The sequence below is a fragment of the Niameybacter massiliensis genome, assembly GCF_001282685.1.
Lineage (GTDB): Bacteria > Bacillota > Clostridia > Lachnospirales > Cellulosilyticaceae > Holtiella > Holtiella tumoricola.
Genome location: NZ_LN875035.1, coordinates 2,259,455 through 2,283,808, shown reverse-complemented (window position 1 = coordinate 2,283,808; position 24,354 = coordinate 2,259,455). Strand labels below are relative to the sequence as shown.

29 protein-coding genes are annotated in these 24,354 nt (G+C 33.9%); 24 read left to right on the top strand and 5 right to left on the bottom strand.

What is annotated here, in order from left to right:
* Positions 1–290: 290 nt before the first annotated feature.
* From BN2390_RS16380 to BN2390_RS16365, 4 genes are all read left to right on the top strand, one after another.
* A complete protein-coding gene (locus tag BN2390_RS16380; protein ID WP_242847687.1) occupies positions 291–1,850 on the top strand; it encodes a DEAD/DEAH box helicase in 1,560 nt (519 codons plus the stop codon).
* 255 nt (positions 1,851–2,105) lie between these two features.
* Positions 2,106–2,303, top strand: a complete 198-nt coding sequence (locus BN2390_RS16375) for a cold-shock protein (protein WP_053985383.1) — start codon at positions 2,106–2,108, stop codon at positions 2,301–2,303.
* A 54-nt stretch (positions 2,304–2,357) separates the two neighbouring features.
* Positions 2,358–2,873, top strand: a complete 516-nt coding sequence (locus tag BN2390_RS16370; RefSeq protein WP_082238831.1) for a CarD family transcriptional regulator — start codon at positions 2,358–2,360, stop codon at positions 2,871–2,873.
* 143 nt (positions 2,874–3,016) lie between these two features.
* A complete protein-coding gene (locus tag BN2390_RS16365; RefSeq protein ID WP_053985381.1) occupies positions 3,017–4,228 on the top strand; it encodes a GNAT family N-acetyltransferase in 1,212 nt (403 codons plus the stop codon).
* A gap of 69 nt (positions 4,229–4,297) precedes the next feature.
* Here the strand turns inward: BN2390_RS16365 and BN2390_RS16360 are convergent, their stop codons facing one another.
* The gene (locus tag BN2390_RS16360; protein WP_053985380.1) at positions 4,298–5,194 is read right to left on the bottom strand and encodes a stalk domain-containing protein; all 897 of its coding nucleotides are present in this window, start codon (positions 5,192–5,194) and stop codon (positions 4,298–4,300) included.
* A gap of 186 nt (positions 5,195–5,380) precedes the next feature.
* Here BN2390_RS16360 and BN2390_RS16355 point away from each other — a divergent pair, with 186 nt between their 5' ends.
* On the top strand, positions 5,381–7,099 hold the full coding sequence (locus BN2390_RS16355; protein WP_053985379.1) for an ABC transporter ATP-binding protein: 1,719 nt from the start codon (positions 5,381–5,383) through the stop codon (positions 7,097–7,099).
* Positions 7,100–7,175: 76 nt separating this feature from the next.
* Here BN2390_RS16355 and BN2390_RS16350 read toward each other — a convergent pair whose 3' ends face one another.
* Complete coding sequence (locus tag BN2390_RS16350; RefSeq protein WP_053985378.1) at positions 7,176–7,919, bottom strand: lysophospholipid acyltransferase family protein; 744 nt, start codon at positions 7,917–7,919, stop codon at positions 7,176–7,178.
* A gap of 193 nt (positions 7,920–8,112) precedes the next feature.
* Between BN2390_RS16350 and BN2390_RS16345 the strand changes: the two genes are divergently transcribed.
* Both BN2390_RS16345 and BN2390_RS16340 read left to right on the top strand, forming a co-directional pair.
* Positions 8,113–8,466, top strand: a complete 354-nt coding sequence (locus BN2390_RS16345) for a PadR family transcriptional regulator (protein ID WP_053985377.1) — start codon at positions 8,113–8,115, stop codon at positions 8,464–8,466.
* Entirely contained in the window at positions 8,447–9,775 is a 1,329-nt protein-coding gene (locus tag BN2390_RS16340) for an FtsW/RodA/SpoVE family cell cycle protein (protein ID WP_207642820.1), read from the top strand. Before BN2390_RS16345 ends, BN2390_RS16340 begins: the two co-directional genes overlap by 20 nt.
* A 144-nt stretch (positions 9,776–9,919) precedes the next feature.
* Here the strand turns inward: BN2390_RS16340 and BN2390_RS16335 are convergent, their stop codons facing one another.
* Positions 9,920–10,204, bottom strand: a complete 285-nt coding sequence (locus BN2390_RS16335; protein ID WP_053985375.1) for a hypothetical protein — start codon at positions 10,202–10,204, stop codon at positions 9,920–9,922.
* 159 nt (positions 10,205–10,363) lie between these two features.
* Here BN2390_RS16335 and BN2390_RS16330 point away from each other — a divergent pair, with 159 nt between their 5' ends.
* The 3 genes from BN2390_RS16330 to glsA all read left to right on the top strand — a co-directional run bounded on the left by BN2390_RS16330 (position 10,364) and on the right by glsA (position 12,691).
* Positions 10,364–10,915, top strand: a complete 552-nt coding sequence (locus BN2390_RS16330; protein WP_053985374.1) for a GNAT family N-acetyltransferase — start codon at positions 10,364–10,366, stop codon at positions 10,913–10,915.
* A 103-nt stretch (positions 10,916–11,018) separates the two neighbouring features.
* Positions 11,019–11,636, top strand: coding sequence for an NUDIX hydrolase N-terminal domain-containing protein (locus BN2390_RS16325; RefSeq protein WP_053985373.1), 618 nt, complete (start codon positions 11,019–11,021; stop codon positions 11,634–11,636).
* A gap of 137 nt (positions 11,637–11,773) precedes the next feature.
* Entirely contained in the window at positions 11,774–12,691 is a 918-nt protein-coding gene (glsA, locus tag BN2390_RS16320; RefSeq protein WP_053985372.1) for a glutaminase A, read from the top strand.
* A 36-nt stretch (positions 12,692–12,727) separates the two neighbouring features.
* On the opposite strand, the gene BN2390_RS21795 is transcribed toward glsA, so the two are convergent.
* Entirely contained in the window at positions 12,728–12,871 is a 144-nt protein-coding gene (locus BN2390_RS21795; protein ID WP_154668843.1) for a hypothetical protein, read from the bottom strand.
* A gap of 123 nt (positions 12,872–12,994) precedes the next feature.
* Between BN2390_RS21795 and BN2390_RS16315 the strand changes: the two genes are divergently transcribed.
* The 5 genes from BN2390_RS16315 to BN2390_RS16295 all read left to right on the top strand — a co-directional run bounded on the left by BN2390_RS16315 (position 12,995) and on the right by BN2390_RS16295 (position 16,233).
* On the top strand, positions 12,995–13,516 hold the full coding sequence (locus BN2390_RS16315; RefSeq protein ID WP_053985371.1) for a GNAT family N-acetyltransferase: 522 nt from the start codon (positions 12,995–12,997) through the stop codon (positions 13,514–13,516).
* A gap of 11 nt (positions 13,517–13,527) precedes the next feature.
* A complete protein-coding gene (locus tag BN2390_RS16310; RefSeq protein WP_053985370.1) occupies positions 13,528–14,277 on the top strand; it encodes a Type 1 glutamine amidotransferase-like domain-containing protein in 750 nt (249 codons plus the stop codon).
* Positions 14,277–14,747: a hypothetical protein gene (locus tag BN2390_RS16305; protein ID WP_053985369.1), complete on the top strand. Its 471-nt coding sequence runs from the start codon at positions 14,277–14,279 to the stop codon at positions 14,745–14,747. Before BN2390_RS16310 ends, BN2390_RS16305 begins: the two co-directional genes overlap by 1 nt.
* 51 nt (positions 14,748–14,798) lie before the next feature.
* On the top strand, positions 14,799–15,320 hold the full coding sequence (locus BN2390_RS16300) for a GNAT family N-acetyltransferase (protein ID WP_053985368.1): 522 nt from the start codon (positions 14,799–14,801) through the stop codon (positions 15,318–15,320).
* A 172-nt stretch (positions 15,321–15,492) separates the two neighbouring features.
* Positions 15,493–16,233, top strand: coding sequence for a flavin reductase family protein (locus BN2390_RS16295; protein ID WP_082238830.1), 741 nt, complete (start codon positions 15,493–15,495; stop codon positions 16,231–16,233).
* A gap of 3 nt (positions 16,234–16,236) precedes the next feature.
* Here BN2390_RS16295 and BN2390_RS16290 read toward each other — a convergent pair whose 3' ends face one another.
* On the bottom strand, positions 16,237–16,914 hold the full coding sequence (locus BN2390_RS16290; RefSeq protein WP_053985367.1) for a DUF4397 domain-containing protein: 678 nt from the start codon (positions 16,912–16,914) through the stop codon (positions 16,237–16,239).
* A gap of 237 nt (positions 16,915–17,151) precedes the next feature.
* On the opposite strand from BN2390_RS16290, the gene BN2390_RS16285 reads away from it, so the two are divergent.
* The 9 genes from BN2390_RS16285 to nuoF all read left to right on the top strand — a co-directional run bounded on the left by BN2390_RS16285 (position 17,152) and on the right by nuoF (position 24,352).
* Positions 17,152–18,270, top strand: coding sequence for an AlbA family DNA-binding domain-containing protein (locus tag BN2390_RS16285; RefSeq protein ID WP_053985366.1), 1,119 nt, complete (start codon positions 17,152–17,154; stop codon positions 18,268–18,270).
* A 28-nt stretch (positions 18,271–18,298) separates the two neighbouring features.
* The gene (locus tag BN2390_RS16280) at positions 18,299–18,649 is read left to right on the top strand and encodes a DRTGG domain-containing protein (protein ID WP_053985365.1); all 351 of its coding nucleotides are present in this window, start codon (positions 18,299–18,301) and stop codon (positions 18,647–18,649) included.
* A gap of 1 nt (position 18,650) precedes the next feature.
* The gene (locus BN2390_RS16275) at positions 18,651–19,064 is read left to right on the top strand and encodes an ATP-binding protein (RefSeq protein ID WP_053985364.1); all 414 of its coding nucleotides are present in this window, start codon (positions 18,651–18,653) and stop codon (positions 19,062–19,064) included.
* Positions 19,065–19,083: 19 nt separating this feature from the next.
* Entirely contained in the window at positions 19,084–20,385 is a 1,302-nt protein-coding gene (locus tag BN2390_RS16270; RefSeq protein WP_198524974.1) for a [Fe-Fe] hydrogenase large subunit C-terminal domain-containing protein, read from the top strand.
* Positions 20,386–20,395: 10 nt separating this feature from the next.
* Positions 20,396–20,740 carry a DRTGG domain-containing protein gene (locus BN2390_RS16265; protein ID WP_053985362.1) on the top strand — a complete coding sequence of 115 codons (345 nt, stop codon included), beginning with the start codon at positions 20,396–20,398 and terminating at the stop codon, positions 20,738–20,740.
* Complete coding sequence (locus tag BN2390_RS16260; protein WP_053985361.1) at positions 20,737–21,441, top strand: PHP domain-containing protein; 705 nt, start codon at positions 20,737–20,739, stop codon at positions 21,439–21,441. Before BN2390_RS16265 ends, BN2390_RS16260 begins: the two co-directional genes overlap by 4 nt.
* Before the next feature lie 182 nt (positions 21,442–21,623).
* On the top strand, positions 21,624–22,118 hold the full coding sequence (locus BN2390_RS16255; protein WP_053985360.1) for an NADH-quinone oxidoreductase subunit NuoE family protein: 495 nt from the start codon (positions 21,624–21,626) through the stop codon (positions 22,116–22,118).
* A gap of 29 nt (positions 22,119–22,147) precedes the next feature.
* The gene (locus BN2390_RS16250) at positions 22,148–22,546 is read left to right on the top strand and encodes a (2Fe-2S) ferredoxin domain-containing protein (protein ID WP_053985359.1); all 399 of its coding nucleotides are present in this window, start codon (positions 22,148–22,150) and stop codon (positions 22,544–22,546) included.
* Positions 22,547–22,564: 18 nt separating this feature from the next.
* Positions 22,565–24,352 (top strand): NADH-quinone oxidoreductase subunit NuoF, encoded by a 1,788-nt coding sequence (gene nuoF, locus BN2390_RS16245; protein ID WP_053985358.1) that lies wholly within the window; start codon positions 22,565–22,567, stop codon positions 24,350–24,352.
* The last annotated feature ends 2 nt before the right edge of the window (positions 24,353–24,354 follow it).

Genomic DNA, 24,354 nt, shown 5'->3' with positions numbered 1-24,354 from the left:
CGTGTAAAATATTGGTAAAAACATGGTTTTTAATAGAGTCTAAATCCATATAAAAGTAGGTAGAAAAACGTTCTCTATGAAATAGTGTGAAAAGTAGCGTATTTTTAAGCTACTTTTTTAATTGGGTTCACACTTGTTATTTAAAATGAATTGTGATAACATGAAGTTTGCTAAGAAAAAGACAACGAATATGAAAACAAAATTAATAGATTGTAGAGGTATAGATTATAGAAACAAAATATTTTAGAGACCTAGATATATCAGACGAGATTAAAAGTGCAATTAGCGATATGAAATTTGAAGAGATGACACCTATTCAGGCGAAATCTATCGATCCAATTATGGCAGGTAAAGACGTTATCGCTCAAGCACCTACAGGAACGGGAAAAACATGTGCTTTTGGGATTCCAGTCATTGAAAATATTGATGCAAATTGTGATAAAGTACAAGCTTTAATCTTATGTCCAACAAGAGAGCTTGCAAACCAAATTGCAAATGAGTTCCGTTTACTTTGTAAATACAAACAAAATGTACGTACACTTGCTGTTTATGGTGGACAACCAATGGACAGACAAATTATGGCACTTAAGAAAAAACCACAAATCATCATCGGTACACCAGGTCGTGTGATGGACCACTTAAGAAGACGTACACTTAAATTAGATGACTTACGTATGCTTGCACTAGATGAAGCAGACGAAATGCTTAACATGGGCTTTAGAGAAGATATTGATACAATTCTTCAAAGCGCACCAGAAGAAAAGCAATTCATCCTTTTCTCAGCAACTTTACCAAAAGCAATTCAAGAGATTGCAGCTGAGTACCAAAAAGACGTAGAACGCATTAGCGTTGTTAAGAAAACAGTAACAGTAGACACCATTAAGCAATATTATATCGATGTAAATGAACGTTATAAAATTGAAATTCTTAGCCGTATGATGGAAGTTACTGCATTCAAACTTGGTGTGGTATTCTGTAACACAAAACGTGGCGTAGATGAAGTATGTGAAGCACTTCAACATAGAGGATTCTCAGCAGAAGCACTTCATGGAGATATGAAACAACTTCAAAGAGATAGCGTTATGGCTAAATTTAGAAAAGGTTTAGTAAACATCCTTGTTGCAACAGACGTAGCGGCTAGAGGGATTGACGTAGATGATATTGATGTTGTATTCAACTATGATATTCCAACAGATGAGGAATACTACGTACACCGTATCGGTCGTACAGGGCGTGCGATGAGACAAGGTCTTTCATACACACTTTGTACACCAAAAGATCGCTCAAAATTACGTTTTATCCAAAACTATACAAAATCAAAGATCGAGCAAGCTGAGATTCCAACAATCGAAGCAATTAAAGATCAACAAGCTACTAAACTTATTGATCAAATCAAAGATGAGATGGGTACAAAAATGCCACGTCGCTACAAAGAATGCTTAGATCGTTTAGTAGAAGAAGGATATGAGCAAGAGCAAATGATTGAAGCACTTTTCAAAATGGTTATGAAAAACCAAACAATGAGTGCAGATGATCGTATTAAATTAGAAGATATGCAACCTAGCCGTAATACCGGTCAAGTTGGTGATCATGTGAGATTATTTATCAACTTAGGTAAAAAAGATAAATTAAAAGATATCGACCTTATCAAAATGATTACAAGAGAAACTTCAACACCACGTAATGGTGTAAGAAGAGTAGACATTATGGAGAAATTCTCATTCTTCGAAGTACCAAATGGTTGTGAAGATGAAATCCTTGGTGTACTTACAAAACAAAAATACAAAGGTCGTAAGATCAATGTAGAAGTGGCACAAAGAAAAGGTGGCTCTTCAAGAAAAGGTAGATAAGTATATAGGGGAGGCTGTTTAAGACAGCCTCTTTTTTATATCCAGTTATCCAGATATCTTTTAAAAAGTAAAAAAATTAAAATACCTCTTGCAAATAAGAGAAACATCATGTATAATAATAAATATATACAGTAAACATTTATAGATTTCACATGTAATTAGAGATTATATAGAAATTATATAATTTGTAATTACATGTGGATTTTTTAGTTTAATGCATATACAAAAAATTCATAAATAATAGGAGGTACCACAATGACAGGTACAGTTAAATGGTTTAACGCAGAAAAAGGTTTCGGATTTATTCAAACAGAAAACGGAAATGACGTATTCGTACATTTCTCAGCAATTCAAGGTGATGGATTCAAAACTCTTGAAGAAGGTCAAAAAGTAAACTTTGATGTAGTAAAAGGTGCTCGTGGAGAGCAAGCTGAAAACGTAACAAGAGCATAAGTTAGTAAAACAGATAGGACGCTAGTTCTATCTGTTTTTTTATAATAAAGACAAATGGATAGAGGTGAAATGGTGTTTGAAATTGGTGAAGTTGTTTTTTATCCTTTAAGAGGTAGTGGAGTTATTGAAGCAATAGAAGTAAAAACTATACTCAATGAATCAAAAGAACATGTAGTCATACAGATGAAAGATCCAAGCATGGTTATGATGATTCCTACTGACAGAATTGAAAACTCACGTTTTAGAAAAATAAGTGATAGGAAAGAAGTAGATAAAGTAGAGGCTATTTTATCTACAAAAGATATAGAACTTAATTATTCTACAGATATTAAGAAGAGGAGTAAAGAAAATCAAGAAAAGCTTTCTTTAGGTTCTTTTATAGGATGTAGTGAAGTGGTTAGAGAGTTAATGTGTATAGACAATATTAAACCTCTTAATAGTATGGAAAAAACAATGCTAGGGCAAGCGAAAAAACTTTTATTTGATGAGTTATCAATTATAGAGAATATTTCTGTAGAACAAGCTGAAGATAGTGTAAATAAACTTTTGGAATTATCTCAGATAGAATAAGTATTTTGGTAGAAGATAAAGAAAAACTCAATCAAATCCTATAAACAGAATAAAATACAATCTTTCTACATATATAATGCTTATACTAAATATTAAGATAGATTGTAATAATGGTAAGTTTGAAAGGATAAAAGTGAATTGATATGGCACGAAGAAAACAATTGAAAATGAAAAGAGTTGGTGTAGAGCATCTTGAGCAATATAATCAACTTTTAAGATATGTTTTTCAAGTAACCGATCAAGAATTGCAACAAATTGGTTGGGAAGAAAAAGAAATGATTAGGGCAAAGACGCCTACATTACAACAAGCAGATGTATGGGGCTGGTTCGATGGAGATAAGCTAGTTTCTCAAGTAGCTGTATACCCAATGAAGGTACGTATCTTTAATAGAACCTATGATATGGGAGGACTAACTGGTGTTGGGACTTATCCAGAATATGCAAATCAAGGGCTAATGCATAAGTTGCTAGACCAAGCCTTGAAGAATATGAAAGAAAAAAATCAGACAATTTCTTATTTATATCCTTATTCTATTCCTTATTATCGTAGAAAAGGCTGGGAGATTATATCGGATAAGATTACCTATGAAATTAATGATTATCAGTTGCCAAAGAGAAAGCAAGTTGCAGGAGAGGTTGAGAGAGTCGATGTGGAAAGTGATGAAGTAAGAGAAGCTTACAATCGATTCGCAATTCAAACTCATGGTGCATTGCTACGAGATAATTTAGCATGGAATGAATATTTACTTTGGGATTCAGATGATTTAATGGCTGCTGTTTACTATAATGAGCACAATGAGCCAGATGGTTATGTCTTATACTGGATTAGAGATGAAGTTTTTCATATTAAAGATATGATTTTTGTCAATGAAGAAGCACGTAGTGGTTTGTGGAATTTTATAAGTGCTCATTTTTCCATGATTACTAAGGTCATAGGTAATACTTATACAGATGAGCCTCTGGCCTTTTTGTTAGAGGATGCAGATATTAAAGAAAGTATTTCGCCGTACTTTATGGCACGTATTGTAGATTTAGAACAGTTTATTGCTCAGTATCCATTTAAGCCAGACACCGTTGAAAGGGAATGGACTTTTACAATGGATGATCCACTTATGGCTTGCAATCAAGGAACTTTCACTTTAACTATATCAAAAGATGGTAAGGGTAAGATTGTGCGTATAGCGGGCAAAAATCATGATAAAATAGATATTCAAACAATGACGACCATGCTTCTTGGATACAAGCGACCAGACTATCTTTATAAAATAGGGCGACTTTTATGTAGTACAGAAACACTAGATATGTTAGAGGATGCCATTGAGCAACAGACAGCTTATTTTTCTGATTATTTCTAGATTATAAAAATAAAATATAAAGTAAAAAAGTGGATCGACTAGATATCTAGTCGATCCACTTTTACTTTATTATTGTGCTAAGATTGTAATTTCGAATGCAGTTGTTTGACCTGGAAGAGATAATGTCATAATTGGTGAATGTTTTACAGTCACTTTCATACCCTTTTCAAGGTCTTCAGCTTTATAAATCATTTTATTTTTTTCATGATGAATAAGTGTATCATCATTTACATTTAAGATAGTTTGGTTTTCAGGATTCTCTGGATTTTCATTTTTTCCTACAGTTACTTGGTAACCAAAATTTGTTTTGTTTACTTCTACAACTTGAACATCTTCTAAAGTAATAGATTCAGGAAGTGTTTCACCTTCAGTAGTTGTTTTAGCTTCAACTGTGAAGGCTGGTGTTTGTGGTGGAAGAGAACGTGTCATCATTTGTGAGTGACTTACGCTAAGTTCCATACCAAGAGAAAGGTCTGCAAGTGTAGCTTCTTTACCATCTACAGTAATTGTTGTTTCTTCACTTAAGTTAAGGATAATCATATTAGCAGCTATATCTTCTTTGCCTGCTGGTAGGATAGTGAGTTGTGTACCATCTGCATCGATATCTTTAAGTGTAGCGGATTCAATTCGTACTGCTTCAAGAGCTGGTGTAGTTTCTGTAGCTTCAACTGATTCGCTACCTTTTGTACGTGCTTCATTCATAGTAGTTTCTTCAGTATCGATATAAACGACTTTATCTTTGTAGTTAATTTCAGCACCTAATTCTGTACCAATGGCACGTACTGGTAAATAAAGTGTATCATTATACATAAGTGCATTGCTGTCTTTCATTACTTGTTCACCATTTAAGTTGAAAGTAATAGTTGGATCAAGTTTAGCTGTAACATCTTTTACGATTGGTGCAGCAATAAGCGTTACACTTAATGTTCCCATTGCTGTTAATAACATTAATAATTTTTTGCTCATAGGAAGAGCCTCCTTTAGGTTGATAGTAAATAATTAGCATTATTAATTATACATAAAACTTAGACGTAAATAAACAAAAAGAGGTTCCAGGTTTTTAAAAGTTTTATAAGTTTTTTTATATGGGCGAAACATATGTTCTGTGATACAATAAAACAGAATGAATTTTTGACTAGAAAGGGTGATGATATGTTCAAAAAGTTCATGAGCTACTATAAACCTTACAAGAAATTATTCTTCTTAGATTTATTTGTAGCCTTTATTTTTGCAATGTGTGATCTTGTTTATCCGATGATGACAAGAGAACTGATTAATGAAAGTATACCGAATCAAGAGATGAGAATGATAGGTGTCTTCGCGGTAACCCTTCTCGTAATCTTTGCGATTAAATATGTATGTAGCTATTTTATGCAATATTGGGGACACGTAGTAGGGGTGCGCATGCAAGCAGATATGCGTAGAGACATTTTCTTGCATCTACAAAAGTTACCTTGTAGCTTTTTTGATCGTACGAAGACGGGAGATGTAATGTCTCGTATTATTAATGATTTGATGGATATTTCAGAACTTGCGCACCATGGCCCAGAAGATTTATTTATTTCTGGTGTTATGATTATTGGTTCTTTCCTTGTGTTAGTGAATATTAATGTACCGCTTACATTGATTATCTTTGCTTTTATTCCACTTATTTTCTGGTTTACTTGGAAAAAACGTGACAAAATGAGTAAAGCTTTTACTGCAAGCCGTGTAGAAACAGGTAAGGTTAATGCAATTTTAGAAAATAGCATTGCAGGCATGCGTGTTTCAAAAAGTTTCTGTAGCAAGGACAAAGAAGTAGAAAAATTCCAAGCAGGTAATAATGACTTCAAAAATGCTAGAGAAAAAGCTTATAAAGTGATGGCTGAGTATTTTTCAGGTTCTACACTTTGTATTGATATGCTAGATTACGTATGTATGATAGCAGGTGGGCTTTTTACAATTAAAGGGATTATCACATTTGGTGATTTTATGGCTTACCTTCTCTATATTAAGATGTTTACCCAACCCATTAAGAAACTTGTAAACTTTATGGAACAGTACCAAAGTGGTATGACAGGTTATAAACGTTTTACAGAGTTAATGGATGAGTTAGAAGAAACAGATAAACAAGATGCTAAAACGCTTGAAAAAGTAGAAGGTGAAATTTGCTTTAAAAATGTAAGCTTCAAATATGAAGATGAATATATCTTGAATCAAATGGATTTGATTATTCCAAAAGGAAAGATGGTAGCTTTAGTAGGTCCATCTGGTGGTGGTAAGACAACCTTCTGTAACTTGATTCCAAGATTTTATGAAATTGATGGGGGAGATATCTTTATTGATGGTACAAGTATCTATGATCTTCAATTAGAGAGTCTTAGAAGTCATATTGGAATTGTATCTCAGGAAGTATTCCTCTTTACAGGAACAATCAAAGAAAATATTCTTTATGGTAATCCAAATGCAACAGATGAAGAAGTAGTAGAAGCAGCTAAGAAAGCTTACATTCATGAATTTGTAAGTGGGCTACCAAATGGTTATGATACTTACATAGGAGAGCGTGGTGTAAAACTGTCTGGTGGACAAAAACAACGTCTTTCTATTGCAAGAGTATTTCTTAAAGATCCATCCATCCTTATTTTGGATGAAGCAACCTCAGCACTTGATAATGCAACAGAGTTTATGATTAAACAAGCAATCGATGAAGTATGTAAAAATCGTACAACAATCGTAGTTGCTCATAGACTATCTACAATTCGTAATGCAGATGAGATTGTTGTATTAGGTAAGGAAGGTATTGAAGAAATAGGTAGTCATGATAAACTTCTTGAAAAAGAAGGTTTATATAAGACTTTATACGAAGCACAATTTGAAGGTCTTGTAAGTTAAATTTTAGATGTTAAAAAATCCCCTCTCACATAGGTTAATAAAACCTACGTGAGAGGGGATTTTTATTATAAGGAACTTATGCGTTAAGTTCACCTTGTCCATTGTTTGGGAGTTTAGAAGCAATGATTGCTTTGATACGTTCTGGAAGTTCTGCTTGTTCTTCTTTAGTTAGGTTAGCAGTCTCAACAGGTGGGTGAATATACATATTTACTGTTGCAGGTTTGATTTTGCCACCTTGAGCTTCCATAAGTTTATAAGTTCCATCCATTGTAACGGGAACAATAAGTGCTTTTGGTTTTGTTGCAAGTTTAAAACTTCCTGATTTGAATTCACCAAGTGGGCCGCCTTTACTACGTGTACCTTCAGGGAAGATAACAAGAGAATGGCCTTCTTTAATGAGTTTAACTCCTTCTACAATAGCAGAAGCAGCACCTTTTAGTGTAGAACGATCCATAAAGACACAGTGAATGAGACGCATCCAGTCACGTACAATATAAATTTTATCTGTTTCAACTTTGGCAATATAACCTTTTGGTTTGTCAATAAAACTCATAAAAAGAGCTGTATCAAAGTTGCTTTGGTGATTGCTAATAAAGACAACAGCTTGATCTTTTGGAATATTATCAAGTCCATGAACTTGAACATTAGCGCCACTATTTTTTACTTGTGCCATTGCCCATTTCATTGTGATTTGGTTGATATAAGCTTCAGCATTCTCCGTATCTCCGCTTGCAACTAATTTTTTTGCTTTTCTAAGAGCAGGTAAAGTGAAGAGAAGGCTGATGGCAAAATAGCCATACCAATAAATTGTTCTAAACATATAAACCTCCGTTTGCATATGATGCATAGCATGTATAATTTTTAATTTTATTATACCATGAAATGAAAATAAGACAAATATAGGAAGTTTTAAAGGATAGAAAAATGATATTGACGTAAAGAAAATAGTTTTATAGAATATACATAGATTTAAAGTGCATAGATTTACGAGGTATATGAAGGGAGATAGAAACTTGGCAATTAATAAAGAGTTATTAAAAGGAACGACAACATTATTGATTTTACAATTATTGGATGAAGGAGATAAATATGGGTATCAAATGGTAAAGGAACTTGAAAACCGCTCTCAGTCTCTTTTTACTTTAAAAGAAGGGACTTTGTATCCTATTCTTCACAATTTAGAAGCTGAGAGGATGATTGAGGCTTATTGGGAGGAAACAGAAAAAAGTAGAAAACGTAAATACTATCGTATTACTAAAAATGGAAAGAAACTTTTAGTAGATAAGAAGACAGAATGGCTTGCCTATTCAAAAGGTGTTGCAGGTATTATAGGAGGAGGTGCATATGGTGAACTTGGCAGTTGCTAACTATCTAAAGAATGTTTTAAGTAAAGTAAAATGTAAAAAAATTCATAGTGCCCTTGAAGAAGAATTGATAGATCATATTGAATGTATCAAAGAATCCTACATAGAAGAAGGAATGGATGAAACACTTGCATACAAAAAAGCAGTAGAACAAATGGGGTGTGCCGCTGAAGTAGGCAAGGATTTAAATAAAGCACATGCATATCATATGGAATGGTCTGTACTTGCACTTCTTATTGGTATTGTCACAATAGGTGTTGGTGCTTTTGTATATTGGAACATACAGACAACACAAGGTGAGATAGCTTACTACTTTGGTAGGCAAGTTGTATTTATTGGATTGGGTATTTTAGGTTTTATAAGTGCATACTTCTTTGATTATAGATATTTAAAAAAGTGGTCAGTATGGATTTATGGCATAGCACTTTTACTATTGGTTTATAATAAGTTCTTTGGAATAGATGTAAATGGTAGTAGAAGTTGGATTAGAATAGGGAGCCTTTCCATAGGTGTTTATACTATGGTTGTACCTACACTGATCGTTGGCTATATAGGACTTATAAAATGTTTTGCAAAAGAAAGGTCAAAAGATTATTTTGTATTAGGTATAGTAGGTATTCTTCCTATTATATTGATCATGGATGAACAGTTTAGATCAGCTTTTCTTTTAGGTATAATCTTTTTACTTATAGTAACAAGTCATATCTTAAGTAAAGATTTTGATGGGAATAGAAAGCAATTTCTAACAATTTTATATAGCCTAACAGGAGGCGTTGGTATATTCGGAGCTTTTTGGTACTTGCAAGCACCTTATAGAAAAGCGCGCATAGATGTATTTTTGAGTCCAGAACAAGATCCTGTAGGTATGGGTTACATTCCTATGCAACTTAAAAATGTAAGAGAACAGGCAAGTTTATTAGGAGATAGTGGATTCCAAGTTGTATCAGCTAATGTCCCAGATCCTTTTGGTGATTATATGCTTACTGTTATTATTGGGTGCTTTGGCTGGTTTATAGCAGCTATACTCATTATTATGGTTGCAATGATGATTATTCGTATGTACAAGGTAGCATGGAAAATACAAGATAGTTATGGCAAGTTACTTTGTATAGGGATAGTAAGCTTATTTACGATACAGTTCTTTTATAATATAGGGATGAACTTAGGATACTTACCACTTATTGGTATATCACTTCCATTTGTTTCCTATGGAGGAACAGGTATGGTTATGAACTTTGTTTTAATGGGATTATTCTTAAATATTTATAGAAAGAAGGATGTAGTATTATTAGATAACTCTGTAGTAGGGTAGTGTTATAGGGTGTAAATGAATGAAATAGGTATTTTAGAGGTTTTATTAAATAAACCAAGGTAGAGTAAGCTTTTGTACATGGATATATAAAGCTCCTTAGTAGGTAGATGTTACTAAGGAGCTTTTTTATATTCTACTAATTAATTATCTACAGATACCGTAATGAAAGTCAGAATTTCTATTGCATCCACAATTATTGCAACCACAGTGATTACAACCACAACCATTGCAGCCTGTATTGGCAGATTTAATGCAACCATTGTCTTCAAGTGCATCAAAGGCATCCTCTAATTCATCAACTTTAGTATTAATTTTGTTAATAAGTTTGGTTACGTCTTTAGCTAATGTTGCACAAGAAGGAGTAGTTGGTCGAGAAGGACAATGATGACAACAGTGATGACGGCAGTTATTACAGCAGTTACATGCCATAGTAAAACCTCCTTAAAAGATTATTATAATTCTATATTATGTTGAGCTGGGAAAAGTGTGACAAGGTTGAGAAATTACATGTACTTTATTTTATATTTGCTATTTTTGTTAACTACCCTCTATAATAAGTGATAAGAAAAGAAACAGGAGAGAAATAGGATGAATAGAACACTAAAAGCGATAAGAAAAGACGGAGTAGCAGTAGAGCTTACTTTGAAAACTTTAGTACTTGATGATATAGATAAAATTTTGGCTTTACAAAATGAGGTACTAGAGATGCTAGAAGATAAACATCTTTATGTTCCATCTGATAGAGAGGAAATAGAGCGTAATATGACAATGGGTGGCATACACTTAGGTTATATGACACCAGAAGATGAACTAGTAGCAGTAGCTATTTACCTTAAGAGAGGTTATGATTTGCATAACTATGGCTATGATTTAGGATTAGAAGGAGATGATTTATTGAAAGTTGGACAAGTAGATACAGTACTTGTTCAAGCAGATTATAGAGGGAATAAACTTCAATATATTATGTGTGAATTGCTAGAAGAAGTGGCGAAAGAGCAAGGTACACCTATTATATGTGCAACAGCATCACCTGACAATACGTTTAGTGTGAACAATTTCTTGAAACTAGGTTATGAAATTAAGGTTGATAAGCTTAAATATGGCGGGCTTAGAAGATACGTTCTTGTAAAACAATTATAATGATAAAAAAAGCATTTTATCTTGTAGGATAAGGTGCTTTTTCTTATTAAATGAAAAAAGGATGCATAAAATAGAACATGATAATCATTATTGGAGGTATCTGATGGAACCTAAATGGTTAATATGGGCTAGAGAAATACAATCTATTGCAAGAGCGGGACTTACCTATTCAAAAGATAAGTATGATTTGGATAGATTTAATCAGTTAGAAAAACTAGCTGCTGAAATTATAAGTGAGTATACCCAGATAGGTGTTAGAAAAGTAGAAGAATTACTCGCACAAGAAACAGGCTATTTAACGCCTAAAGTGGATGTACGAGGGGCGATCATCAAAGACAATCGGATTTTACTTGTTAAAGAAAGTCAGGATGGTTTATGGAGTATGCCTGGTGGATGGGCAGATGTTAACCTATCTGTATCTGAAAATATAATAAAAGAAGCAAAAGAGGAAGCAGGGGTTAGTATTATCCCGAAAAAAATCATTGCCATATTAGATCGAAATCGCTATAATAAGCCTATTTCCATGCAAAGTATTTATACCATATTTGTATTGTGTGAATTTGTAAATGGTAAGTTTGAAAGAAATATTGAAACAGAAGAAAGTAGATTTTTTGAACAGAACCATTTGCCTGATTTATCTATAACCCGTAATACAAAAGAGCAGGTGGAAATGTGCTTTAAAGCTCATCTAAATTGTCATTTTGAAACTTTATTTGATTGAAGAAAGATAAAAGATTAAAAAATCAAGTCTTATGAAGAACTGATAAATTGGAGAAGAAGATGAATTAAATAAGTTTAGAATATAAGATACAGGGAAGATTAAAAATAATATATTTTAACGGACATCTAGGAGGAAACATGGAAAAAATATTGCAAGAAGCTATTTTACATGGACAAAAGTATACCCACAATGGGAATCCGGCGAGTTATATACCAGAATTACAAAAAGTTAATTCGTCAGATTTAGGCGTTTATATTAGAACATTAGATGGAAAGGAATATGGTGTAGGTTCCTACCAACAGAAATTTACTATTCAAAGTATATCAAAAGTGCTTGTCTTAACATTAGCCCTTATGGATAATGGATTTGATAAAGTATTTGGAAAAGTAGGGGTAGAGGCTACTGGTGATCCTTTTAACTCAATTGTGAGATTAGAGCTTAAACATCTTCAAAAGCCTCTTAATCCTATGATTAATGCAGGGGCTATTGCCACAACTTCTCTTATATTAGGCAAGGGTGGAAATGAACAGATTGAAAGAATTTTAGATTTTGCAAAGCTTGTATCAGATAATCCCCATATTTCAATTAATGAAGATGTGTACCATTCAGAAGTTCAAACGGGAGATAGAAATCGCTCATTAGCTTATTTTATGAAGAGTACAGGTGTTATTGAAGAAGATGTAGAAAGTTTGATTCAAGTCTATTTTAAACAATGTTCAATAGAAATGAATTGCCAAGACCTTGCAAGAATAGGTACATTATATAGTAATAATGGTATTTGCTTAAAAACAGGTAAAGAGATTATTCCTAAATCTATTTGTAGAACGGTTATGGCAATTATGACGACTTGTGGTCTTTACGATGCATCTGGTGAGTTTGCAGTCAATGTAGGTATTCCAGCGAAATCAGGTGTGGGCGGTGGTATTCTTGCAGCAGTGCCGAATAAAATAGGTATAGGTGTATATGGACCAGCTCTTGATGATAAAGGTAATTCCATAGGTGGGATAGAAATTTTATCCTATCTTTCAGATGTATTAGATTTAAGTATTTTTTAAGATTAAAGCCTAGCTAAAAGGGTATTTAGCTAGGCTTTAATCTTTATAATGGTCATGTCTTTGAATAAATCTAATCACAAGAAGAATAAGAAGTATAACAGCAATAATACCAATAATTTTAAGTGTAATTGTAAGAAGGCCGATGAGTATGAGGTCTTCAACAAGGGGCAGAAGCTCCATTATATAGATAACACCACCTTATAATGATGAATATTAAGAATAGACTTAAATGAAGTATAATGTTATTATAACAGAAAAGTTAATATAAGTCACAATTATCAAAATGAATTGAGGTGTTATAGAATGATTTTAGAGGACTTACAAAAGAAAATACCTCAGTATAACATAAAAGAAATTACTGAGGATATCATAGAAGATGTCTTTAAAGTGATGAGGAGCAATGGCTATTACTATTCAAAAATTCAACAACATGATGTCACTAGGGAAGAATGTATTACAGATATCAAAGCGGTACCACCTGGAATAGATTATTCTAAGAAAACTTATATAGCATTTTATGAAGAGAATAAATGTATAGCGTTGGTAGATTTTATTGAAGGCTATCCAAATAAGCAGACAGGATATTTAGGGCTACTTATGTTAGATGAAACATTACATAGGCATGGAATAGGTAAAAAAATCTTAGAGAATTTACTTAGTGTTATCAAAGTAGAAGGTTTTCAATATATGGAACTAGCTTGTTATGAGTGTAATGAGAGGGGTATTACATTCTGGAATAAGATGGGGTTTAAAGAAATAAGAAGATCAAATAGAGAAACGGATGGGAAAATCTATACGCTCATATCTATGCAGCGGGAAGTGTAAAGGGTGAAAATATGGGGAAAATTGTAGCAATTGGTGGCGGTGAACTGTCAAAAGGGGAGACCTATAAGATAGATCAATTTATCATTGAATTTGCAAACCAAGATAAGCCAAAAACTTTATTTGTGCCTACGGCAAGTTATGAACCTGAAGGATATTGTGAGCGTTTTAAAGAGCTCTATCAAAACCAATTAGGCGCAGTAGTAGAGGTGCTCTATCTTTTAGATAACCAATTATCAATTTATGAGATTGAAGAAAAAATTAAGTGGGCAGATATTATCTATGTAGGTGGAGGAGATACCAACCATATGTTGAAAGTATGGAAGGAAAAGCATGTAGATTATTTCCTTAAAGAAGCCTATAAAAGAGGCGTATTGCTTTGTGGATTAAGTGCGGGGTCTATTTGTTGGTTTAGTTATGGACAAAGTGAAGTAGAGTATGAAGACTCTGAAGATGGTTACAAATATATTGAACTTGAAGGACTTGGAATACTAAATGCTTTTCACTGTCCCCACTTTGAAGAAGGCAGACGGAGTGTGGAGTTTAGTAAGATGATAAAAGTAAGCAATAGAGTAGGAATTACTTTAGAAAATAATTGTGCAATAGTGATTGGAGATGGAAAGTATCGTATTATAACTTCTCAAGAAAATAAAAAGGCTTATAAAATTTATTTGCAAGATGGAGAATGCATACAAGAAGAGATACAACAGGTTGATCAATTTAAAAGTATAGAGGAACTTGGCATAACGGAAGGGGAGTTATGATGAAGAAATACATGCCATATTGGCCGATATTTGCACTTATTATCTTTTTGACAGGCGCTTCGATTTGGTATAGGCCATTAAGTTTACATCAAATATTGAGGATTTCAAAGAACGAGGCAATTACAGATTGTAAGTTAATTCTTACACAATGGGGGAAAAATAACGTAACCACCAAAGAGGGTAAACTTACATCGGAAGAAGCGAAGAAGCTAATGAGCGTGCTTGCAGAAAGCGAGTATGTACGATTTTATGGAAATGAAGCGTATACAACTTCAGAAGGTGAATATTATACTATTGATTTAGCTTATACATTAGGAGATGAAGAAGAAATTTATCGTATAAGTATCACAAAGCATGGAGTGTTGACAGATTACACAGATGGTAATAGAAAAGTTTATACCTTTGAGGAAGAGGAGGAAAAAACAAAAATTTTAAATCAAATACTGGATATAATTAATACGAAAGTTTAACTACTACATAGTTACTTAGAACAGAGATTGAAGTTTAAGGAGAAAGACTTGATGAGAATTTTAGAAAGCGAAAGATTATATTTAAGGCAAATGCAGCAAACAGATTTTACAGCATTATGTAAAATCTTGCAAGATAAAGAAGTTATGTATGCCTATGAGCATGCATTTGATGATGGGGAAGTGCAGGAGTGGTTAGATAGACAGATTAAGAGGTATAAGGATTATGGATTTGGGTTATGGGCGGTTATATTAAAAGAAACAGATGAAATGATTGGTCAGTGTGGCCTTACTTTACAAATGTGTAATGGGAAAGAGATAATGGAAATTGGATATCTTTTTCAAAAGGCATTTTGGCATCAAGGTTATGCAACAGAGGCGGCTAGAGCATGTAAGCAGTATGCATTTGAAAAGTTATGTGCTAATGAAGTATTCTCCATTATCCGTGATAATAATATAGCTTCACAAAATGTTGCTAAGCGTAATGGAATGAGCATATGTAACCAATTTACTAAGCATTATTATGGAATGGATATGCCACATCTTGTATTTTCGATTAAGCGTGAAAATAATTAGAATTGAAGGTGCTATGCTTAGGTTGAATAGGAGCATTTTGCAAGACGTTAGAAAAATGAAATTATAATTTATGCAGAAAATAGGAACATTTAAGTCTTGCAAACTAGAAGTGTAGCCTTTATGATTAAATGAGATTTGTATAGCCAATACTAACTTACAAGGAGGTGCACGAATGGCAAAGCAAAAATGGAAAGCAGGGAATATGGTTTATCCACTACCAGTTGTTATGATTAGTTGTGGAACAGAAGAAAAACCCAATATTGTAACGGTAGCATGGACAGGTACAATTTGTACTAATCCACCGATGACGTATATTTCACTTAGACCTTCACGCTATTCTTATGATCTCATTGCAGAGAGTGGTTATTTTGTCATTAATTTGACGACACGTGACTTAACTTATGCAACAGACTTTTGTGGTGTTAGGTCAGGACGTGATGTAGATAAGTTTAAAGAAATGAAACTTACCCCCAATTATGATAATGAGGGTAAAGTACCTATGGTTGAGGAAAGTCCAGTCAATATTGTGTGTAAAGTCCGTGAAATTAAACCTCTAGGTTCACATGACTTATTTATTGCAGATGTATTAGAAGTTTATGTGGATGATGCTTTTATGGATGAAAAAGGAAAGTTTCATTTAAATGATACAGATTTAGTTGCGTATTCTCATGGAACGTATTTAACTTTAGGTGATACATTGGGTACTTTTGGATATTCAGTTATGAAGTCTAAAAAAGCTAAGGAAGTATCAAAGTTAATTCCAAAGCAAGAGGATCAATTACAGCTTCGTACAAAGAGTAAATCACAAGGAATGGCTTCAAAAGAGAATAAGCCAAAGTCTTATAAAGATAAATTTCATAAAGACAAAACAAATAAACCAGTACGCAAAAAAGCACCTTCTAGGAAAAAATAATTCCTAGGAGGTGCTTTTTGATTCGAAGTCAATTTTAAGGTACGAATAGCCATCTATACTTAATATTGCTTTATAGGGAAATTGAGCTGTGCCCTCACCAATAAAGAAGATAGAATAGAGCCTTCCTGGTTTGAATTTTTGATTTCTTAAGATTGCCAAGGGGCCGGATGTTTCTGTATCTGACGTAAGCTCCTCTGGGCTTTGTTCTATATTTAAAGTATAGGCATTGGCTTCCCGTACAAGATATGAAGATGCCTGACCGTAGCGAATACGACGAATAGGAAGAGGAGCTTCAGGTGTAGATAAACACAGCGTACCTTCATGCTGTGAAAAGTGTAAGAGACGTATTCCTAAATGAAGTCCTTCTAACTTTTTGTTGGGTTCTTCCAAACAAAAAATATGAAAATTCTCAGGTTCTTTGTATTTGTGCGCTAAAACACCTGTATAGATTTGATGGCGTTGTAAATTTATTTTCTTTTCATATAAAGGCTCAATCTGGTGATGATAAGTAATTTTAAGAATATGTTTACCAGAAGGAAGAGGATAGTATTTGGTGAAGTCTTCATAAAGTAAATAGCTATAGACTTGCTTATCATCTAAATAAAGGTCGAAGGCATCTTTAGTAGGCCTTGCATTGAATAAACGAAAATAGCAGACTGCGTTATTTTTAGAATTTGCCATATAAGTACCTCACGTAAAAAATCTTATTACTATGTATATGAAGGAGTAGATAAAAGCATAACTTGTAATGGGTAAAAGAAAGGAAGTGATTATGATAATAAATATAAAAGATTAAATTTTCTGTAATATATATAATATAATTTATAAAATTGAATATTATATGGCTGAATTATCTGTTTTTTGTGAATGGGATATGCTAAAATGAAGACAAATAAGATTGAATTTTAGGTGAATAGTATGAATAAGACTAAACTCGCAAACTTGTTGAAGGAAGAAGAAGGCTTTAAATTGGATTTTAAATATAAGCTATCCTTAGAAGTAGATTCAGATAAAAAGGAATTCGTAAAAGACGTTATTGCAATGGCGAATACAGAAGGTGGAAGAGGTTACATTATATTCGGAATAGAAGATAAGACGAAACGTATTGTTGGTCTTCAGGATTTACCTAAAGATATAGAGGAACGTATTCAACAAGTTATTACTTATAGAAGTGTACCACCTGTACCGGTAAAGTTTGAGACACTAGAGTATAAGCAAAAGGTAGTAGGTATTCTAACCATTTATAAGAGTAGGCAGGCACCACATCAAATGAGGCAAAATGGTGCTTTTTATTTAAGAAGAGGCTCAACAACCGATATTGCAACGAGACATGAGATTGCACAAATGTTTCAAGCACAAGGTATACTTAGTTTTGAACAGGTACCATGCCGTCAAGCTACATTAGAAGATTTAGATTTTAGCCAGATTGGTTATGCACTTAAAAATTTTGAAGATCACTCAATACAACAGGTTCATATGCTTAAAGCATTAGGGATTATAAGTAGTTTAGAAGATGAAAAACAACTATATCCTACATATGGAGGCTTACTTTTATTTGGAAAGATGCCACAAATCTTTATTCCACAGGCGTTGCTTGAAGTAAGTTGCAAGGAGGGGACAATAGGCATTACAGGGAATATATCAGATATGCTTAAGCTTTTTGAAGATAAAATACGCCCTTTATTACCAGTTCATTATCCTTTTGAAGCATTACGTGAAGTATTAGCAAATGCGATTATTCATAGAGATTATTGGAATGTCTATTTATATACAAGAGTAGAAATAGGAGAAGAACAAATTCGTGTTGTAAATCCTAGGCAGTATCAATATGCTTTTGATGAAAATATGAAAGTACCTACAAATCCTTGGCTCTACTCTAGACTTTTACTCATGCAGCCTAAAGAAGCATTGCATGTAGGAATTGGATTAGGAAAGGTACAAGAGGCATTTTGTGGACAGCATGTGAAAAACTTTGAAATGAATTTAGAAGAAGGCCTATTCCAAGTACAATTACCAGGAACAGCCTATTACCAATAATTATATGTATTTATAGGGAGGATCCTCAATGGAGATTAAAGAAGTTAAGGGAATACTAGAAGCAAAGGTATGTGTAGGGGAAGAACAATTAAATTCAAATGTATATGCAGCTTGCGGTTGTGATTTAATGAGTGATGTTCTAGCTTTTGCCAAAGAAAAAGTACTACTTTTAACTGGGCTTATTAATCCACAAGTCATTCGTACAGCTGAAATGTTAGATATTAAAGCTATTGTATTTGTAAGAGGTAAATCTCCAACAGAAGATATGATAGAACTTGCAAAAGAAAAAAATATTGTGCTTTTATCTACTCATTATCCCCTTTATACGGCTTGTGGGAAGCTTTATGAAAAAGGACTAGGTGGTGGAGGCGAAGTATAGCATGAATCTATTCTATAAAGTTGACGGAGATGATTTTTTGCTAGCAGGTGAAGCTTCTGGGAAAGTCAAGAATATTCTTAAAAAGTTAGGCATAGATAGTACAAAAATTAGAAAAATTGCGGTTGCTATGTATGAAGCAGAAATGAACATGGTTATTCATGCTCATGGTGGTACTATACAGGTAGATGTTTTACCGGAAAAAATAGAAGTTATATTAGAAGATAAGGGACCAGGTATTCCAGATATAGATTTAGCAATGCAGGAAGGGTACTCAACTGCGACACATGAAATTCGAGAGTTAGGGTTTGGAGCAGGTATGGGGCTACCCAATATGAAAAAGTATAGTGATGAACTTAAAATTACATCGATTGTAGGAGAAGGAACAAAAGTACAGCTAACCGTATTTTTAAAATAGGAAGTAGGTGAAGCCTATTATGTACAGCCATTCTGTAACACTAGAGAGCGAGAAGTGTATAGGATGTACGGATTGTATTAAAAGATGTCCGACAGAAGCTATTCGAGTAAGAGATTCTAAAGCAAAGATTATTACTGAGAGATGCATTGACTGTGGAAACTGTATTGCAGTTTGTAGAAATGGTGCTAAGCGTGCTGTAATGGATAATTTTAATATGATTTATAGTTATTCTTATCGTGTTGCATTGCCTGCACCTAGTTTTTATGCACAATTTGCAAAAGGTGAAAGTGTAGAGGAGATTCTTGGAAGCTTGTATGCCATAGGATTTACTGATGTTTTCGAAGTCAGTGAAGCTGCAGAATATATTGCAGAGTACACAAATCAGTATATGAAAGAAGTTAAGGTATTTCCTGTTATTTCATCGGCTTGCCCTGTCATCGTACGCTTAATCCAGCGACGTTTTCCAGCTCTTATAGATCATATTTTGCCTATTATGTCTCCTATGGAACTTGCAGCTAGATATGTTAAGTCAGCCTATATGAGCCATGGTATTAAACAAGAAGAGGTAGGTGTTTTCTTTATATCACCATGTCCAGCTAAAGCTACGGATATCCATAAGCCAAAGGGACTTGAAAAGTCTTATGTAGATGGGGCATTTTCAATGCAAGAGATTTACCTAAAAGTAATTCATGAAATTAAAAATCACCCACACCCTATTAAGCGTAAACCAACCCCGGGGGGGATGAGTTGGGCAACTAGGAATGGAGGTATTAGTAATATAGGTATCGATAACCATATTGCAGTAGATGGTATTGAACGTGTTATTGATATTTTGGAAAAAGTAGAGGATGGTACATTATCAAAAATTCATTATATAGAAGCATTAGCTTGTACAGGTGGGTGCTTAGGTGGTGCACTTACTATAGAAAATCCTTTTGTGAGCCGTCATACACTCAAAAAATTAATAGAACATGAAGAACAAGAAGCAAAGAGAGAAAAGGTTACTAAAGCCAACCATTTATTAGAAGCTCTTCCATATAAATATAATGTATCTATTGTACCTAAACCTGTTTTTTCGCTAGATGAAGATATTGGAACAGCTTTGGAAATGATGGAAGAAATAGAACAGCTATATAGTAAGTTGCCGCAAATAGACTGTGGTTCATGTGGTGCACCTACTTGTAGATGTTTTGCTGAGGACGTAGTCAAGGGGCATGCACATGTGGAGGATTGCATCTTTATGTTGAGAAAGCGTATTAAAGAGTTATCTGAAGCCATGTTTGAGCTCACACAAAAAATATTGCCAACAACAAAAGACTAGGGGGGATTTGATGACGGTCAAAGAGCTGGCAAATCAGTACAATTTAAATGTATTATGTGATGAAGGTATAGAGCAAAACATCAAAGGAGGTTATGTAGGTGACCTACTTAGCTTTGTGATGGCTCATGCCAAGGAAGAAATGATTTGGCTAACCATACAAGGACATATTAATACAGTAGCTGTAGCAAGTCTTATTGGTCTATCGGCCATTATTCTAACAGAAAAGAGCATGCCAACGGAAGAAATGTTAGAAAAAGCAAAAGAAAATGGTATCCCAGTACTAAATACACCGCTTACAAGCTTTCAATTAGCTTATAGGTTAGGTCAAGATGGTGTGTTAGGAGGGGTTGGATGATTGTCAGTTATGACTTTCATATTCATACAGCAGCATCGCCTTGTGGAGATGAGCTGATGACTCCTAATAATATTATTAATCTTTGTGAGCTTTTGGAGAAAAAGATTATTGCTATTACAGATCACAATACTTGCTGTAACTGTGCACCTATTATGGCGTTAGGAAAAGAAAAAGATATTTTAGTAATACCCGGAATGGAAATAGAGTGTATGGAGGAATTTCATCTCATTGCTCTATTTCCAAATCTTGAAAATGCTTATGAGGCTGAGAAACAAATACAAGCCTGTATGCCTAAAATCAAAAATAGAGCTTCTATTTTTGGAAATCAGTGGATTATGAATACAGAAGATGAAGTCATAGGTGAGATAGAACGTATGCTTTTAACAGCAACACAGCTATCCGTCTATGAGCTGGTGCCATTAGTCAAAGGATTGAGTGGATGTATTTATCCTGCACACATAGATCGTAATGCTTATAGTATCTTATCAAATTTGGGTGCTATTCCAGATGATTTATATTTTGATGCTTTTGAAGTTTCAAAGAATGCTAAAGACGAACTTTACAAAGGAATATATCCAGGTATGAGGTGTGTGAAGAGTTCGGATGCGCATTACTTAGAACAATTGTGTGAAGGAGAAAGTTTTTTAGAAGTGGAAAAAATAGATAAAAAAAGTGTGTTTGAATGGTTAAAAATTGTATAAAAATTGTATAAAATTAAATAAATAGTTGATAAAAATCATAATAAGTTGACAATACTAAAAAATTGTGGTATTTTCATAAATATAATTAAAAAATTTCAGACTACTTGTGAAGTTTTTAACGAAACCTTGAAATAATAAAACATCTATTGCTAAATGTAACAAAAGCGTAAGGAGGAAGAGCGATGTCATGTGAGAAATGTAACAATCCACTTGCAACAGAAATGTATGCAGAATTAGGAGCTTTTATCGATGCATTACCAGAAAAACGAGGTGCATTAATTTCAGTGCTTCATAGAGCGCAAGCTATTTTTGGATATTTACCAAAAGAAGTACAAGAATACGTAGGTCAAAAACTTAATATACCAACTGCTCAAGTTTATGGTGTTGTAAGTTTCTATTCATTTTTTACAATGGAACCTAAAGGGAAATATCCTATTTCAGTATGTTTAGGAACAGCTTGTTATGTAAGGGGAGCAGATAGGGTTTTAGATGCTTTCAAAAATGAGTTAGGCATTGAAGTAGGTCAAACAACATCTGATGGTAAGTTTTCATTAGATGCATTAAGATGTGTTGGAGCGTGTGGGCTTGCTCCTGTTGTAATGATTGGGGATAAAGTATACGGACGTATTAATACAGCTGAGCAAGTTAAAGAAATTATTGCAGAGTACCAAGAATAGATTTCTGATAAATAAGGAGGGTAAAAGCTATGACGAAAATCATGTCACTCGATCAACTTAAAACATTAAGAGATAATGTGAAAAATAAAGTAGATCTTCGTGTAAAAGGTGAAAATGTAGATAATATGGTAGTAGTTCGTGTAGCAATGGCAACCTGTGGGATAGCTTCTGGGGCAAGAGAAGTGATGAATTACTTTGCAGAGCTTGTAAGAGATGAAAAAGTAGATAATGTTGTCATTACACAAAGTGGCTGTATGGGATACTGTTATGCAGAACCTACTATTGAACTCACATTACCAGGTAAAGAACCTGTTGTGTATGGAAACGTTGACAAAGCAAAAGCTAAGGAAATATTAGAAAAACATATTCTTGGTGGCGAAATGGTAGATGGCATTATACCAACTATCCATAAATCCCTTGATGAGTAATGGAAAGAAGGTGCTAAAATGTCTCAATATACAATGCATATTTTAGTTTGTGGAGGTACAGGGTGTATTTCATCTAGATCTCATGAAATCGTAGAAAATCTTAAGTTACATATCAAGGAAGCTGGGATGAGCGATACTGTTCAAGTTCTTACAACAGGATGTTTCGGTTTCTGTGAGAAAGGGCCAATCGTAAAAATTCTTCCAGACAATACGTTTTATGTTCAAGTAAAACCAGAAGATGCAAAAGAAATTGTTGCAGAGCATGTAGTTAAAGGGCGAAAAGTTGAAAGACTACTTTATGTAGATCCAGCGACAACAGATTGTGTATCAGACTCAAAACATATGGAATTCTATAAAAAACAAATGCGTGTAGCACTTCGTAACTGTGGATTTATTGATCCAGAAAATATTGATGAATACATAGCGAGAGATGGTTATGCAGCACTTGGTACAGTGCTTACAATGACACAACAAGAAGTGATTGATGAAGTGAAAAAAGCAGGACTTCGTGGACGTGGGGGTGGTGGTTTCCCTACAGGTCTAAAGTGGGAGTTTGCTTACAAAAATCAAAGTGATCAAAAATACGTTGTATGTAATGCAGACGAAGGGGATCCAGGTGCCTTTATGGATCGTTCAATTCTTGAAGGGGATCCAAACTCAATTGTAGAAGCGATGGCTATTTGTGGTTATGCAATTGGTGCAAATAAAGGGCTTGTATATATTCGTGCAGAGTATCCTTTAGCTGTTAAACGTCTTGAGATTGCTATTGATCAGGCACGTAATTATGGATTATTAGGTGAAAATATCTTAGGAACAGCGTTTAGTTTTGATATTGAAATTAAGTTTGGAGCGGGTGCTTTTGTATGTGGTGAAGAGACAGCACTTATTCACTCAATGGAAGGTATGCGTGGTGAACCTACAACAAAACCTCCATTTCCAGCTGAAAGTGGTTATTGGAATAAACCAACAAACGTAAATAACGTTGAAACCTTTGCGAACGTTCCAGTTATCTTTTTAAAAGGTGCAGATTGGTTCAGTAAGATTGGTACAGAAAAATCAAAAGGAACAAAAGTATTTGCTCTTGCAGGTAAAATCAATAATGTTGGTCTTATAGAAGTACCAATGGGGATTACATTAAGAGAGGTAATCTATGATATTGGTGGTGGTATTAAAGATGGTAAGAAATTTAAAGCCGTTCAAACTGGTGGTCCATCTGGTGGATGCTTAACAGAAAAAGATCTTGATACACCTATTGATTTTGATAACTTAATTGCAAAAGGTTCTATGATGGGTTCAGGTGGTATGATTGTTATGGATGAAACAGACTGTATGCCTGCTGTAGCAAAATTCTATCTTGAATTTACCGAAGAAGAATCTTGTGGTAAATGCACACCTTGCCGTGTGGGAACAAAACGTCTTTGCGAAATCCTTACAAAGATTGTAGAGGGCAAAGGTACTATGGAAGATTTAGATACCTTAAAAGAACTTAGTGCAGCAATTAAAGATACAGCACTTTGTGGATTAGGTCAAACAGCACCTAATCCAGTATTATCTACATTAGAAGCGTTTGAAGATGAGTATCTTGCTCATGTTCGTGACCATAAATGTCCAGCAGGTAAATGCAGTGCCTTACTCGAATACAACATTACAGATAAATGTATTGGATGTACTGCATGTTCTAGAATTTGTCCAGTAAGCGCTATTTCAGGTAGTCCAAAACAAAAACATGAAATTGATCATGCTAAGTGTATTAAATGTGGTGCATGTATGACTAAATGTCGTTTTGGCGCTATTGTAAAAGAGTAGGG